This window comes from Streptomyces sp. NPDC058086, from assembly GCF_042885015.1.
Lineage (GTDB): Bacteria > Actinomycetota > Actinomycetes > Streptomycetales > Streptomycetaceae > Streptomyces.
Window position 1 is genome coordinate 1 of sequence record NZ_JBHVST010000176.1, and the last position, 13,641, is coordinate 13,641.

Sequence of the window (13,641 nt, forward strand, 5' to 3'; positions counted from 1 at the left end):
CGGAGGGCATGACCTCACGGTGGGCCGCACCGTAGGAACGCAGCTTGTCCGTGACGACCACCCGCGGCACCGACCGGGTCTTCTTCATCAGCCTGCGGAAGAAGCGTCGGGCGGTGGCCTTGTCCCGCCGGATCTGGACGAGGATGTCGACCAGGACGTTGCCGTCCTGGTCGACAGCCCGCCACAGGTACTTCAGCTCCCCGTTGATCCTGACGAACACCTCGTCCAGGTGCCACTTGTCCCCGGGCCGGGGCCGGGGCCGGGGCCGGCGGCGGCGCAGTCCGTCCGCGTCGGCCTGGCCGAACTTGGCGCACCAGCGGCGCACTGTCTCGTAGGAGACGATGACGCCGCGCTGGAGCATCAGCTCCCCGACCTCGCGGAAGCTGAGCGGAAAGCGGAAGTACAGCCACACGCAGTGGGAGATCACCTCGACCGGGTACCGGTGCTCCCTGTACGACGGTGACGCGCTCGCCACGGACGACCCCCTCCCAGCATGATCAACCAGAAGATCATCCCACCCGGTCAGCCAACGTGACAGCGCCGATCGCTCAGCTGATTAGCGACGCTTGGCAACCCTGCGCTGGCGCGTACAGCCATTGCCCGGGAACGTCCGCGTCCCCGTCCGCGTCCGCGACATCGTCCTCGGCGCCAGGCCCCACTCGTCGGTGAACACCGGCCGACACTCCCTGGTGGACAGATCGAGCCGACCACCGGTCCCGCCGGGTCAGGTGCGGGTGAGGTCGGACAGGAGTGCGGGCAGGAGGCGTTCCTCCATGACCGTGCTGCCCGACTCCGCCATGGCACGGGCCAGTTCAGGGTCCCAGGGGCTGGCCGCGGGCGGTCCCGCGAGCGGTGTGGACTCGCCCTTGCTGAGTGCCGCCGTGTAGTCGGCGGCGGTCATCCGCCAGGGGCGGGCGCCGTGGCGGGCCACGGCGCCCGCGGTGATGCGCAGGCCGGCCCAGTCGAAGTCGGCGCGCCAGTGCAGCCGGGCTCCCGCGCGTACGGCGTCGCCGAGCAGTTTGTGGCAGGCGGCAGACGCGACGCCCTCGGTGCAGACGAGGGCCGCGCTCGTGTCCTGGAGTTCTCCGGCCGCGGCACGCAGTACGGCCGGGTTCTCGCAGACGAAGATGGTGCGGGCGGCTGGAACGACCGGGGCGGTGGCGAGTTGGTGGAGCGTGAGCCGGAAGGGGATGCCGAAGTCGGCGGCATCGCGCAGCCAGTCACAGACCACGGTGTCGCCCTCGGCCCCGATGTTGAGGACGAGTACCTGGCTGGCGAGGTCGTCGGCGATGGCTCCGGCGCTCTCCCACAGGGCGCGCCGCCCGGCCCGCACGCGCGGGATGTCGCCACCGGTGCGCTGGGCGAGGGCGCGCAGGACGAGCTGTTCGAGTGGGCTGCCGGGGACGAGGGCCTTGGTGTCGCCGGTGGCCCACTCGGCGAGGACCGGAAGCGGCAGGACGCCGGCCGGGTGCGCAGGGGGCCGGTCCTGGTCACCGGGGAAGCGGTCCCGGTCGCCGGGGAGGCTTTCCAGGACGCGTACCGCCGCGTCGAGGAGGGGTGCGTCCCCGCGGCGTACGAGACGGGTGAGGGTGCCGTCGGCGGCGATCCGCTCCAGCCAGGCCGCGAACCATCCCTGCCCGGCGAGTCGGCTGGAGTGGGCGGACTTCAGGGCTTGTTCGCGGCGCGCTTCCTCGTCGGACCGTTCGGCCGGCCGGTCACGCAGTGGGCCGTGGAGTCGGTCGAGGGTCGTCAGCAGACCGGTGCCGTAGCGGTCGTGCAGATACCCGTCCAGCTCGTGCAGGGATATGGCGAGGCGCTGGGCGTTCTCGGCCCGGTAGCGGCCGGTGATGCCGATGACGGTGCGGCGTTCGGCCTCACTGGGCCCCTCGAGGCCGATGTCACCGTCGAGCGCGCCGCTGGTGCGCTCGAGCCTGCGGCGGGCGGCAGCAAGCAACCGGCTCCATCCCTCGCCCTGCAACTCGTCGTGCTCACGGTACTCACGCCGCTCAGCTGACAACCGCGGCCTCCTCGGGCGTCGGGACGCGCCGGGTGCCGGGCGAGCCGAGGGCGGCGGTGAGATCGCCGGTGTCGTCGGCGAGGAGCCGGTCGCCGTCCCAGACGAGCAGCAGCGCGGAGACGGTGTGGTCGACGGCGGTGTGCGCGAGGTCGTAGTGGGCGGCGGCGGACACGGAGGCGTGGGCGACCCACAGGTCGTAGCCGGTCATGAACAGGTCGAGGTCGAACTGGGCGGCCAGCGAAATGAGTTCGCCGCGCCCGGTGTCGTCCACGCCCGCGAAGGCCTCGTCGAGGGCGAGCAGGCGGGGGGCGTGCGGGTCTGCGGAGTTGAGCATGGCGTGCGCGGCGGCGAACAGCGGCAGGTGCAGCGACACGGACTGCTCACCGCCCGACAGCCTGCTGTGCCGGGCGCGGGTGAGCCGCTCCTCCGTCTTTCCGGACTCGCCGGGCTGTACCAGCTGGAACTCGAACTGCCGCCAGTGCCGGTAGTCGAGGACCTCGGCGAGCAACTCTCGGTAGGGCTGGTCGCGGTGGCGGGCGCGGGCGGTCTTGATCTGCGCGGCAAAGTGGACGCGCACCCGGGCGAGACCGTCGGGGCCGAGGCGGGCGGCGTCGGCGTCGAGGAGGGCGCAGACGGCGCGCTGCTCGTCGTCGAGATGGTCGGCGAGCAGCCAGCTCACACCGACTGTCGTCCCCGAGGACATCTTCCGCTTGCGCATGTCGGTGTTCATCCGCCGGATCAGGTCACGGGCGTCGACGGTGCGGTCGTGGATCTGCTGGGCGAGCCGGGTGAGCAGGGCGTCCTCCAGGATGCGTTGCTCGGACTCGGAGAGCAGTTCGGCCTGGTCACGGCGGTGGGAGGAGATCTTCTGGGCGAAGGTGGCCACGGGCAGCGGGCCCTCCTCGTCGGCCACGCGGACGACGATGATCCCGTCGGAGCCGTCCCATTCGGGCCGGTAGTCCTGTCCGGCGGCGGCGAGTTGCGCCTGCAGGTCGTCCAGGGCCTTGGTGAGACGGGTGACGGACTGCTTGAGGCTGGTTTCGGTGGGGGTGAGGTCGCGGGTCGCGGAGAGGATCGCCTCGTGTACGGCGATCACGGCCGGCGGGAGTGCTTCGCCGGCCCAGTCGGCCTCCTGGGCGGGCCAGGCCAGGCCCGGCGGACAGCGCAGGATGTCGAGGAGTTCACGGACGGCGTACGGGCGCAGCCCGCGGGCGGTGTCCTTCTCCTCCGCCGCGGCGACCGACCCGGCCTCGGCCGCGGCCGTACGGCGGGCCTCGGCTGCAGCGGTGCCGGCGATCGCGGTGTGCTGGACCGTGCGAGCCGCCTCGGCCTCCCGGACCAGGGCGTCGATCCCGTCCTCGGCCTCCCGCACCTGGCGCATCACCTCCTGCGTCTCGGCCCCGACGGCCTCCTGGAGGGCCTGAAGTCCCGCGGCCTCCTCGGTGTGCCGGCGGCGCGCCGCGCGCTCGGTGTCCAGTGCCGCCTCCTCGTCCTCGGCGGCGGCGGTGAGCCGGTCGGCGGCTGCCTGGGCGGCCTCGGTCTGGCGGGCGTGTTCGCGGCGGCGGGCGGCGAGTTCGCGGACCGCCGTCTCAAAGGAGCGGGTGGCGGTCTCGACGGCGTCGACGCGCTCGATCTCGATGGCGTGCTCGGCGGCGGTACGGCGCAGGGTTCGCTCGGCGACCGAGCAGGCGGCCACCGACTCGTCGTACGAGGCCTGGGAGGCGTCGGCGGCGTCGCGGGTGGCGCGCAGCCTCGCCGCTGCCTTGTCGAGTTCGCGCTGGGCCTGCGTGATGCCGGTGGTGCGGGGCAGGGCGGCGCGGGCTGCGGCGTACGCCTCCAGGGCGACGTCCGTACGGGTCTGTGCGCGCGCCAACTCGTCGGTCTGGGCGGCCAGTTCGGCCAGCAGCGTCTCGCGGGCGGAGATCCGGGCGGCGCGTCGGCGAGCGCGGGCGGTGGCGCCGACGTACTCGGCGTGCTCCTTGGTGTGGGCACCGACCAGGACACCGGCCGCGTACCGGCCGTCTGGACTGATCTGGGGGGTTCCGGTGTCGAGGTCGCCGGTGACGGCGACGGCGCGCAGTACGGCGGTGATCCGCGCGGCCGAAATCGCGGCTTCGCGCTCAGGGGCCCCGGGGTTCTCGGGATCCCCGAGGTTATCGGGGTTCTCGGGCCTCAGGAGATCGGCGAGGCTCGGTCCACTCACCGGGGCACCTGCACGGAGGTAGGCCTCGCTGTGTCCGGCCGCCACAGGGGTGTCCTCTGCGGCGACGAGGGCGTCGAGGAGGCCCGACGCCTCCAGGGCCGCTTCCAGGCAGGCGCGCTGATGATCCGTCAGCTCGTCATCGAAGTCGACGAGTCGCCACAGCGGCACGCCGTCACTGGGCGCCCTCCCCCAGCCTTCGGCCGGGGGGACCCCCATCTCGCTTCGCTCGGCAGTGCGGCCGCGGGCCGGGGGCGGGGCGTCGTCGTGTTCGGCGGCGATCCGGTCGCGTTCGGCCTTGGTCTCGGCGTGCCGACGCTCGACATCGGTGCGCTGAGCGCGCAAGGAGGCGAGCGTGTCGCGCAGCTCCTGCACGGCGGGAGTGGTGGCCTCGGTGAAGACGTCGGCAAGCGCGACCGCCTCGGTCTCGCCGATGAGTTCGAGGGCTTCGGCGAGTCGGTCGGCACCCGCTTCGGCCAGGAGCGCGCCGTGTTCCCCCGTCCACTGCCCGAGCGCCGCATGGGCCTGTTCGCGGGCGGATCGGAGGGCCGACTCGGCAGCCGCTTCGGCGGTTTCGGCCGCGGCGACGGCCTCCTGCGCGCGGTCGAGCGAGACCCGGGCGAGGTCACGGGTCTGCTCGGCACCGCGTGCCGCCTGCTGGGCGCCGCGCACGGCCCGTACGCCCTCGTGGCGGGCCGCGGCCAGCGCAGCGGAACGGTCGGCGATGCGGGCGGGCTCGGCGTCCGCCGGGGTCCAGGGGATGCCGGCGCTGTGGGCGTGGTCGGCGACGGTGGCGGCGTCCCGGGAGACGGCGGCGTCGAGTTCCGCGGCGAGCCGGGCGGCGCGTTCGGCCTCGGCGCGGGCGCGGCCGGTGGCGGCGGTGCGGCGTTCGCGTTCGGCGCTCGCCTGCCGGGCGGTCTGCTCCCAGGTGCGCACCAAGCGTTCCAGGTCGGCCAGTTGCTCGATGGCCTGGTAGGCGGCGGAGGAGCGCAGCTGGTCGAGACGGGCGCGCTGGGCGGCGAGCGAGGCGTCAGCCGACTCGGCGCGCGTCTCGGCGGCGGCCTGCTGTTCGCGGGCCGCCGCCAGGTCCGCGGCGGCGGTGCGCACTGCGGCGGCACGCTCGGCGGTTTCGGCACGGCGGGCGGTGAGCCGGTCCGCGGCGGTGCGGGCGTGAACCCGCAGATAGGTGGAGTAGCTCGCGAGGAAGGCGCGGGTGGCGTCGTCTGCGGCGGCCAGCCCCTCCAGGGTGCGCTGCACGGACTCCATGTCGTCGAAGGAGCGGGCCGCCTCAGCGATCAGGTCATCGTCGAGCGGGCGCAGGCCCGCGGTGAGGGTGTCGGAGAGCTTGGCCGGATCGAGGTTCTTGGCGAGCTGCGGACGGCGCAACGTGAGGATCAGGGTGAGCAGTTGCTCGTACCGCTCTCGGCCGAGGCCGAACAGGCGCTGGTCGACGGCGGCGCGGTAGTCGGCCGTGGAGGCGATCAACTCGCGTCCGAGCTCGGCGGCGAGTTGCTTCCTCGTCATCGGCCGGTCGTCGGCAGTGAGGAGTGAGAAGTCCTCGCCGACACGGCCTTCGGCGACGAAGTGCCAACGTGCCGGCGTGTCGCGGTGCCGCTGGGCGTGCAGCCCGATGCCACAGGTGACGGCCTCGCCCGTCTCCCGGTGGGTGAACTCGATCCAGACGTAGCCGAGCGCGCTGTCTTGCCCGCGGAAGAGCAGGTTGGACTTCATCGTGCGGTCCTCGGCAGCGAACGGGTTGAGCCGCTTGGGGTCGATACGGCCGTCGAGGACGAACGGGAAGAGGACCTCCAGGGCCTTCGTCTTGCCGGATCCGTTGGGGCCGCGCAGCACCAGCCAGCCCCCGGCGAAGGAGAACTCCTCGTCCCGGTAGTCCCACAGGTTGATGATCCCGGCACGGGTGGGGACGTACCGGGCGGCTGCTGTGGGGGCAGGGGTGCCGGCCGGGGCAGGAGCGGGGGTGCTCACGAAGTCGGGTCCTTGGCGGTGTCGTTGGCGGACAGAGCTGTCTGCGCTGGGAGTCGGGGGGCTGCCCCACGAGTTTTCACCCGGGCCGTGACCCCCCGGTAGCGGGCGAGCAGGGGGAGGGCGAGAGCTCCGCCGTCGACCCGGGCGATCAGCGACATGGCGGCTAGCAGGTCGAGAGCCTGGTCGAGCAGCCGCTCCGGGTCGCCGCGCAGATCGGCCGCGAAGCCCGCACCGTACTCGCCGGTGATCTCCTTGAGCCGGCCCCGGAGCCAGGAGTCCGTGACAAAGGGATACCGGGTCTCCCCCGGCTCCTGGCCCGCGTCTTCGGCCGCCTCGTACAGCAACTCCTGCTCGATCTCGGCGAGTTCGGCGACCCGCCCGCGCCACGGCAGAGCGCCGTCGATACGCCGGGCGCGGGCAGCGAGGCGTTCGGCGGCGGTGAGTGCGGGCAGCAGTTCGAGCGCGTGCCGGCCGGTGCGCTGCACGGCGGCGCTGATCCTGGCGGCAAGGAGCAGCGCGGCTTGCGCGACGGTACCGCCGCCGGGAAAGCGGATGTCGGACAGCTTGCCGGAGGTGTCGATGAGCGCCACGCCCTCAGCCCGCCGCTCCACCGTCAGCCCGGTCAGGCGCTCCAGGTCCTCGGCGAGGGCGGGAGCCCGCAGCTGGCCCAGGAGTTCGCTGTCGGCGTCGGCGTAGTACGCGACCGGGTTCTCCAGCACCAGGCGGCGGGCGCGGCGGGCCTGGTCGCGGCGTTGGGCGGCGCGGCCGGCGGACATGCCCAGCGCGTCGGCGGAGTCGAGGAGCGCGGTGACGGAGGTCAGGTGCTGAAGGACGCGGGTCGGGTGGTGGACGGCGAGGAGGATCTCGCGGTCGATGTCGTACAGGGCCTCGGCGCGCTCGGGATCGCCGGCCCAGGCGGTGGCGGAGCCGTCGGCGAGGGTGAGCGCGCCGCGTTCGGTGAGCCAGGTGACGGCGTCGACGAAGGCGTCCCGGTCAGGTTTGCGTGCAGTGTCGAGCCCGAGTCCGTCCACGCGTACGGCGTCGGCGGCGACCGCGTCGGCCAGCTCGCCCAGCGCCACCTGCGCGCCGTGACGGCCCAGGGCCGCCAGGGTGAGGACAAGGTAGGCGTAGCGGCGGCGGTCGAAGGGGCGTCCCGCGCGGGTGAGGGCCGGGCGGGTGGCGTCCAGGCCGTCCTGGGCGCGCTGCAGCCGGGCGGTGTCGGCGGTGGTGACGAGCCGGTAGCCGAACACCTCCATCAGATCGGTGCGCAGCTGCCCGGCCCAGCGGCGCACGGTCGCCAGCGCCGTCCTGTCCGGATGCCCGGGCGTGATCAGCGGATGCCGCAGGACGAGCCGTACCGCCTTCTGGTAGTCGGCGAGTTCGAGCGGGGAGACGCCCTCGGAGACGCGGCTCATGCGGTCCTGCCTGGTTCGTGGGTCGGACTGCCCCTCGTGAGCTCCGCAGGCCACAGGACCCCGGGTAGGGCTTTCATGCGGTGACCTCCAGGCGCAGCCCGTCGAGATGGAGGCGGCCGCGCACGGTGTCGACGGTGGTGGAGCCCTCGGCGGGGGTGAGGGTGAGCCGTACCCCGTGGGCGGAGCCGGAGGCGGCGGTGACCAGGCGGCTGGCGGGCACACGGGCGGCCAGCGCCACGTCCAGCAGGGCGAGCAGGGCCCGCGTCTCGGGCTCGTCGAGCGTCCGGCCGTACACACCGTCCGATGCGAGGGCGTTCGCGGCGCTGCGGCGCTCGGCCTGCTCCTTCAGTTGCCCGGCGCGGAGCAGGGCCCGCCGGTCGTCGTTGCGTTCGATGCGGCCGGGGCCGTGGAGGGCGGGGGTGCGGCCGGACTGGACCAGGGTGCGGGCGAGTTCGACCGGTTCGGCCTCCCACCAGGACGTACGCCCCGGGATCTGCTCGGGATCGGCGTACGGGACGGCGATGTGGCGGGGTGCGCCGAGCCCGAAGACCGCCTGGAACAGGGCGTGCGCGTCCTCGTCGCTCTCACAGGAGGTGAACCACTGGGCGAGGTGGCGCAGTTGGCTCTCCCGGCTCACCCCGCCCCGGCGCGCCTCGGTGACACGGCGCAGCAGGGCGAGGACGGAACGGATCGCGGTGACGGTGGCGTCCTGCAGCCGCTCGGTCTCGCTGTGCTCGCGCTCCGCGAACCAGTGGACGATGCCGTCCCACCGGTGCCGCCAGTCCGCCAGGCGCTCGGCGGGACTACGGAAGAGACGCTCGTCAGCCTCGGCCGCATACTCGACCATCCGGTCGACACCGGTTGCGGCGACCTTCTCGACCGCCTCGGCGAGCAGCGGAGCGTAGCGCCCGAGTTCGGCGGTGAACTCCCGCATGTGGGCAAGGAGCGTGTCCTTGTGCGCGAGGAACACCTCGGGCCGGGTGTCGTTGGTGCGCGCCAAGTCGCCCAGCATGAGGTAGAAACGGGCGGCGCGCTGCGCCATCTCGTTCAGCACGGAGTCGAGACGGCCGAGCTTGCGGTACACCTCCTCGGCGTCACCCGCGGCGTTGGCCTCGGCCAGCGCGCGCAGGTCGCCGAGGATGTCGGCGAAGACGAGGCGGGAGAGCTGGGCGTCCTCCAGGCGCGCGCCGAGTACGTCCTCCACGGACCGGTACGCCCGGTATCCGGCCTGGGTGAACTGGTACACATAGTGCCGGTTGCGGTACTCGGCCAGGTTCGCGGCGCGCGTCCCGTCGTACGACCGGTCCAGGACCTGCCACTCCGCTAGCGCGTCAAGCAGCGGCTGAACGCCGGCCAATCCGCCGACGACGCCCGCGGCAGGATGGTCGACTGCGAGCCGCTCAAGCAGTCCCACTGCATCCGAAGCGTGCAGCAGTACCTGATAGTTGGCGCGTCCGCGGTCGAAGGCGCGCAGCAGCCACAGGTATTCGCGACGCTTCTCGGCGGCGGCAAAGTGGAACAGCCTCAGCCGGTCGTCGAGGGAGAACGCGTCGATACCGAACGCACCCTCGTCGACGGACTCCGGGGCGCCGGGCTCGTACTCCCGGGCGTCGGACTCGTCACTCACGGCCCTGGCAGCTTCCCTTGCTTCGACTGGTACACGTTCTCTCCCCCGGCAGATCCGGGGTTCCGCACCAGTCTGCCGCACACGCACCGGTGCGGGTAAGCCGCGCCCCGGTCCTCGCCACCTGTGCTATTTTGCGCCGTTCTCACGCCCCGAGGGGCAGGGTGGACGGGTCTCAGTTCTCTGCCGGGCGATTTCGGATCTTGGACGAGGGGGAAGGCTGGAGCAGCAGAAAGCCCACCTACAGCACGTTTTCACGGCCATCGCCTTGAACCCTCCCCCCGCTGAACATCCGCTTCGTCTGCTCCGCCGACGCGCTCAAGATGCTCCGGGCGCACCGGCAGGGCGAATCCGACCTGATCGAGCGCGACGGCGTGTTCTACCTCGTCGCCACCTGTGACGTGCCCGAGGCCGAGCAGTACGAGCCGGACGGCTTCATCGGGGTGGACCTGGGCATCGAGAACATCGCCACCGCCTCCTCCGGCTACCTCGCCGCCGGGCGGGGGCTCAACCGGTACCGCAAGCGACAGCTTGCCCTGCGGGCCAAGCTCCAGAAGAAGCGCACCAAGAGCGCCAAGCGGCGGCTCAAGGCCCGTGCCCGCAAGGAAGCGCGGCACGCCGCGAACACCAACCACATCATCTCCAAGACGATCGTGACCGAGGCTGAACGCACCGGACGCGGCCTGTCCCTCGAAGAACTCAAGGGCATCCGCAACCGGGTACGGCTCCGCAAGCCCCAACGGGTCGCACTCCACTCTTGGGCATTCGCCCAGCTCGGAGACTTCATCGTCTACAAGGCCAAGCGGGCCGGGGTGCCCCTGGTCTTCGTTGATCCCGCGTACACGTCGCAGACGTGCGCCGAGTGCGGCCACGTCGACAAGCGAAACCGTCTCGACCAGGAGCTTTTCATCTGCCGGGGGTGCGGGGTCGTTGCCCCCGCCGACCGGAATGCTTCCCACAACATCGCCACCCGTGGCGAGAGCGTGTGGAATGCGGGGCGTGAGTCACGCGTCCCTGCCACCCCATAACGGGGTGTCTGAACGGAGGAGTTCACCCCAGCAGCCAGTTGGGCACTACCTCCAAGCCCGGTCCTTCAGGGCCGGGTCAAGTTGACGGCAGGTACTCGATCAGCCGGTTGACCAGGTCTACCTGGCGCGACAGCGCAACCAGGTGACCGCCGGGAACCTGGTCGATGTCGATCGCGAGGCGGTCGCGGGTCACTCGGTGCTGGAACTCCAAGGGGAAGAACCGGTCTCCGGCCGCGGCAAGCACGCGTGTGGTCACATCTGGCCACCGCTCAATGTCACAAGGCTGGCTGAACGCGACGTCGGCCTCAGGCCGCTCGTGCGCTGCGCCGGCCGCAACGACCTCGTCCGGCACGTCGTGAAGGAAGTAGGTGGCCAGGTCGAACTCGGCGGTGTATCCGCCTGCTTCGGCTGTCGCGACGCGGGCCTCCGTCGATCCGGTGTTGTCCCACCACTGTCCAGGCGTCTCGCCTGGCAGGGGGATCATCGCGTTGACCAGCACCAGCAGATCCACTGGCACACGAGCGCAGACCATCGGGGCGGTGAAGCCGCCCATCGACTGGGCCACCAACACGACGTCATCATGGTTGCCGATCGAGGCAACCACCGCGTCGGTGTATTCAGGCAGCCCGACGCGCTGATCGGCGCCGGGCAGATCGACAGCGACTGCGTCGTGTCCGCGGGCCTGCAACTCGGGCACCACACGATGCCAGTACCAGGCCGCGCCGCCAGCCCCAGGAATCAAGACGAACTTGCTCATCTTTCGCACTCCTCGCTTCGTGCTCAGAGCATGGAGACCGTCGGGAACGCCGAGAGTCATCGGTGACGACGCGCCGACAACTGCTTGGAAAGCGTGGGGTGGACAACACCACCCTCGACGGCGCGGAATGACCTCTTTGACCCACAGTATTCTGATGCCACCCTGGCAAGGACCGCAGGGCGGCGACCGCGACCGTGCCGACCGGTCGGCGACTTGACCCGCCGTCAGGGATGGTGCAGCCGAGGTGACGGTGAGTGTCCGCGGCTGCTTTCCGACGTGGCCCGCCGCATGGCGACATCGGCGACGACCATGAATGCCCCTGCGCTGCAGGGTCGGTCATTCGGCGTAGGCCTCGGACACCTTGAGCGTGTCCTCGTAGAGGTACATCTTGACGATCTTGTCGCCGGCCACCTGGAGATGCATGGCGATGGGCATATCGACGTCCGGCCGGTGCTCTTCGCGACCCGGGTGAACCGTCCCAGCATGACGGCATGGTCACCTTGGACGAGTAGCGCCTCGACATCGTCGATGTTCTTCTCGGGCACGATATTCGCCCCCAGCGTCCTGAGGTAGTCGGCTACCTCGCTGCCCTTGGTGCGCGGCCCCGTCCAGGGCAGCGACGCCGACCCGGGCACGTACCAGTCGATGTCGTCTGCGAAGACCTCTGCGACCTTGTCCGGGTCCCCGCCTGCCAGCAGGCCGAAAAACTTCTCGACAACGTCTCGGGTAGTCATGATCAAGACACCTTTCATAGTGGCACCCTGAAAGCCATTCGCAGCAGCCCCGGGCCCGTGTGGTGCCGGGGGCCGGGGCTGCTGCGCGGGTGGGACGGTCAGTGGGCGGGGTAGAAGTTGTTGACTTCGGTGAGGACTTGCTGGGGCGCTTCGTCGAGGAGCCAGTGGCCGGCGCCCTTGACGTCGGTGCCAGTGGCTGCGGGAGCCGCGTCCTGGACAGCGGACAGGAGCAGGGGCGCGAAGCCGTCCTGGGTGAGCAGGCGGACCGGGATGGTCAGCGGGGTTGCTTCCAGGCGGGCGTTGTCGGCCTCGTCCTGGGTCCAGGTCCGGTAGAGCTCGAAGCCGGCGTGCAGGACCTGCGGGCGGGAGTAGACCCGGACGTATTCGTTGACCTCGTCGGTGGGGACGGGCTGCGCCACGTGGGACTGGGTCGGGTAGAAGTACGTGAGGAACTGGGAGACCTTGCCGGTGACCAGCTGCTCGGCCAGGGGCTTTTGCAGGTTGAAGGAGAAGTGCCATTCGAGCGGCTGGATGGTGGCGAACTTCAGGTTCTTGCCCACGAGGGGGAAGTCCATCAGGAACAGGCCGGATGCCTGGGTGCGGTACTGGGCGGCCAGTGAGTAGGCGACGCCGACGCCGAAGTCGTGGGCGACGACCTGGACGTGCTGCCGGTAGCCGATCTTGTCGAGCAGCAGGTGGGTGTAGGTGGCGAGCGTCTGCTTGGTGTAGCTGGACGGGTTGCCGGTGGAGTCACCGAGGCCGGGCAGGTCGATGGCGACTAGCTCGCGATGAGATGCGGCTCATGGCTATGTACGGATTGCTGTGCGCATCTACCCCGGCCGCTTGGTCTGGCGACTATGTAGAGGCTTGCCTGACCCTTGACGGAGCTCCGGATGAGGCGTATCGAATATCGCACCAAAGCGATGAAATTTACGTGACAACAGAATCTGCGCACTTGACGGGACTCCGAGGTCCGGCAGACCAGGTTCTCGATAGCTTGGCAGGCCGAGGCCCTGAATTGTCAGAGCTGTTCGAATTTTCAGAAGATGCTCAAACCGTTGTGGATAAGCTCTCTCTTCTGCGTGTTGTGGCGACTTAGTACTCCAGCCGACGGCTGGAGTACTAGATATTGCTGATTCAGGCGACTCGGTGCGGCCGGCTTTCCGTCCGCACCGGCCTGAGCCACTACTGACAGATGCTGAGCGGCTGCTGGTGGCGCAAGGGGTCGCTAGTCGGGAGAGCGACACGTTCATGGGCCAGGCGTGTCGTGGTGTCGTTGAGGCGTGCGAGGAGCTCGCCGGGTTCGAGGTCGAGTGCGGCCAGGGTTTGGACGACGGTCCGTAGCTGACCCATAGCGGCGGCGTGGATGCCCTGTCCGGCTACATCGCCAACCACCAGTGCAGTGCGGGCGCCGGGCAGGGCGAGGGTGTCGGAGCAGCCGCCTGACCCCTGGGCGCCGGGCACGAACAGGTGGGCGGTCTCGACCGCGGTCTGCGCGGAGCGGCACGGAGCCAGCAGATGGCGCTGAACGGTTGCGGCGATGGTGTATTCGCGGGTGTAACGGCGGGCGTTGTCGATGCACAGGGCGGCATGGGCGGCCAGTTCCAGGGCGTGGGCGACTTCCTCTTCGTCGAAGGAGTCGGCCTGCCCGGTTCGGTAGAGGCTCATCAGTCCGAGCACGGTGCCGCGCAGAGCCAGGGGCGTGACGAGGAGGGTGTGGGCACCGGAGGTGTGGATCGCCTCGGCGCGCCTCGGGTCGGCCGAAAGCCAGGGTGTGTCGGGGCTGGCCTGGATCTGCGACTTCTCGTCCACACAGAACACCAATGCCCGCTCGGGCGGGTCCAGATAGAGGCCGACGACATCGTGGTCCTTGTCGACGA

General features: G+C 70.8%; 8 protein-coding genes and 2 pseudogenes. 1 reads left to right on the plus strand and 9 read right to left on the minus strand.

The genetic code is table 11. The annotated features are described in order from the left end of the window. The 5 genes from ACFVWD_RS54770 to ACFVWD_RS54790 all read right to left on the minus strand — a co-directional run. Positions 1–475 (minus strand): IS6 family transposase (locus ACFVWD_RS54770; protein WP_389606376.1); only part of this gene is annotated, 475 nt, incomplete at its 3' end. Positions 476–724: 249 nt separating this feature from the next. Beyond that, entirely contained in the window at positions 725–2,017 is a 1,293-nt protein-coding gene (locus ACFVWD_RS54775; protein WP_389606377.1) for a TIGR02679 family protein, read from the minus strand. Further along, complete coding sequence (locus ACFVWD_RS54780) at positions 2,007–6,203, minus strand: TIGR02680 family protein (RefSeq protein ID WP_389606379.1); 4,197 nt, start codon at positions 6,201–6,203, stop codon at positions 2,007–2,009. Before ACFVWD_RS54780 ends, ACFVWD_RS54775 begins: the two co-directional genes overlap by 11 nt. After that, entirely contained in the window at positions 6,200–7,618 is a 1,419-nt protein-coding gene (locus ACFVWD_RS54785; RefSeq protein ID WP_389606381.1) for a TIGR02678 family protein, read from the minus strand. The genes ACFVWD_RS54780 and ACFVWD_RS54785 overlap by 4 nt, the downstream gene beginning before the upstream one ends. A 73-nt stretch (positions 7,619–7,691) precedes the next feature. Beyond that, positions 7,692–9,245: a TIGR02677 family protein gene (locus tag ACFVWD_RS54790; RefSeq protein WP_389606383.1), complete on the minus strand. Its 1,554-nt coding sequence runs from the start codon at positions 9,243–9,245 to the stop codon at positions 7,692–7,694. Between the two features lie 287 nt (positions 9,246–9,532). Here ACFVWD_RS54790 and ACFVWD_RS54795 point away from each other — a divergent pair. Beyond that, a pseudogene (locus ACFVWD_RS54795) lies at positions 9,533–10,270 on the plus strand (RNA-guided endonuclease InsQ/TnpB family protein); the annotation flags it as partial. Positions 10,271–10,346: 76 nt separating this feature from the next. Here ACFVWD_RS54795 and ACFVWD_RS54800 read toward each other — a convergent pair. The 4 genes and pseudogenes from ACFVWD_RS54800 to ACFVWD_RS54815 form a co-directional block, all read right to left on the minus strand. Further along, positions 10,347–11,027 (minus strand): alpha/beta fold hydrolase, encoded by a 681-nt coding sequence (locus ACFVWD_RS54800; RefSeq protein ID WP_389606385.1) that lies wholly within the window; start codon positions 11,025–11,027, stop codon positions 10,347–10,349. A gap of 452 nt (positions 11,028–11,479) precedes the next feature. Next, positions 11,480–11,779, minus strand: a pseudogene (locus tag ACFVWD_RS54805) (nuclear transport factor 2 family protein); the annotation flags it as partial. Between the two features lie 80 nt (positions 11,780–11,859). After that, complete coding sequence (locus tag ACFVWD_RS54810; protein ID WP_389606387.1) at positions 11,860–12,534, minus strand: alpha/beta fold hydrolase; 675 nt, start codon at positions 12,532–12,534, stop codon at positions 11,860–11,862. 412 nt (positions 12,535–12,946) lie between these two features. Beyond that, a complete protein-coding gene (locus ACFVWD_RS54815; protein WP_389606389.1) occupies positions 12,947–13,573 on the minus strand; it encodes a SpoIIE family protein phosphatase in 627 nt (208 codons plus the stop codon). Positions 13,574–13,641: the final 68 nt, after the last annotated feature.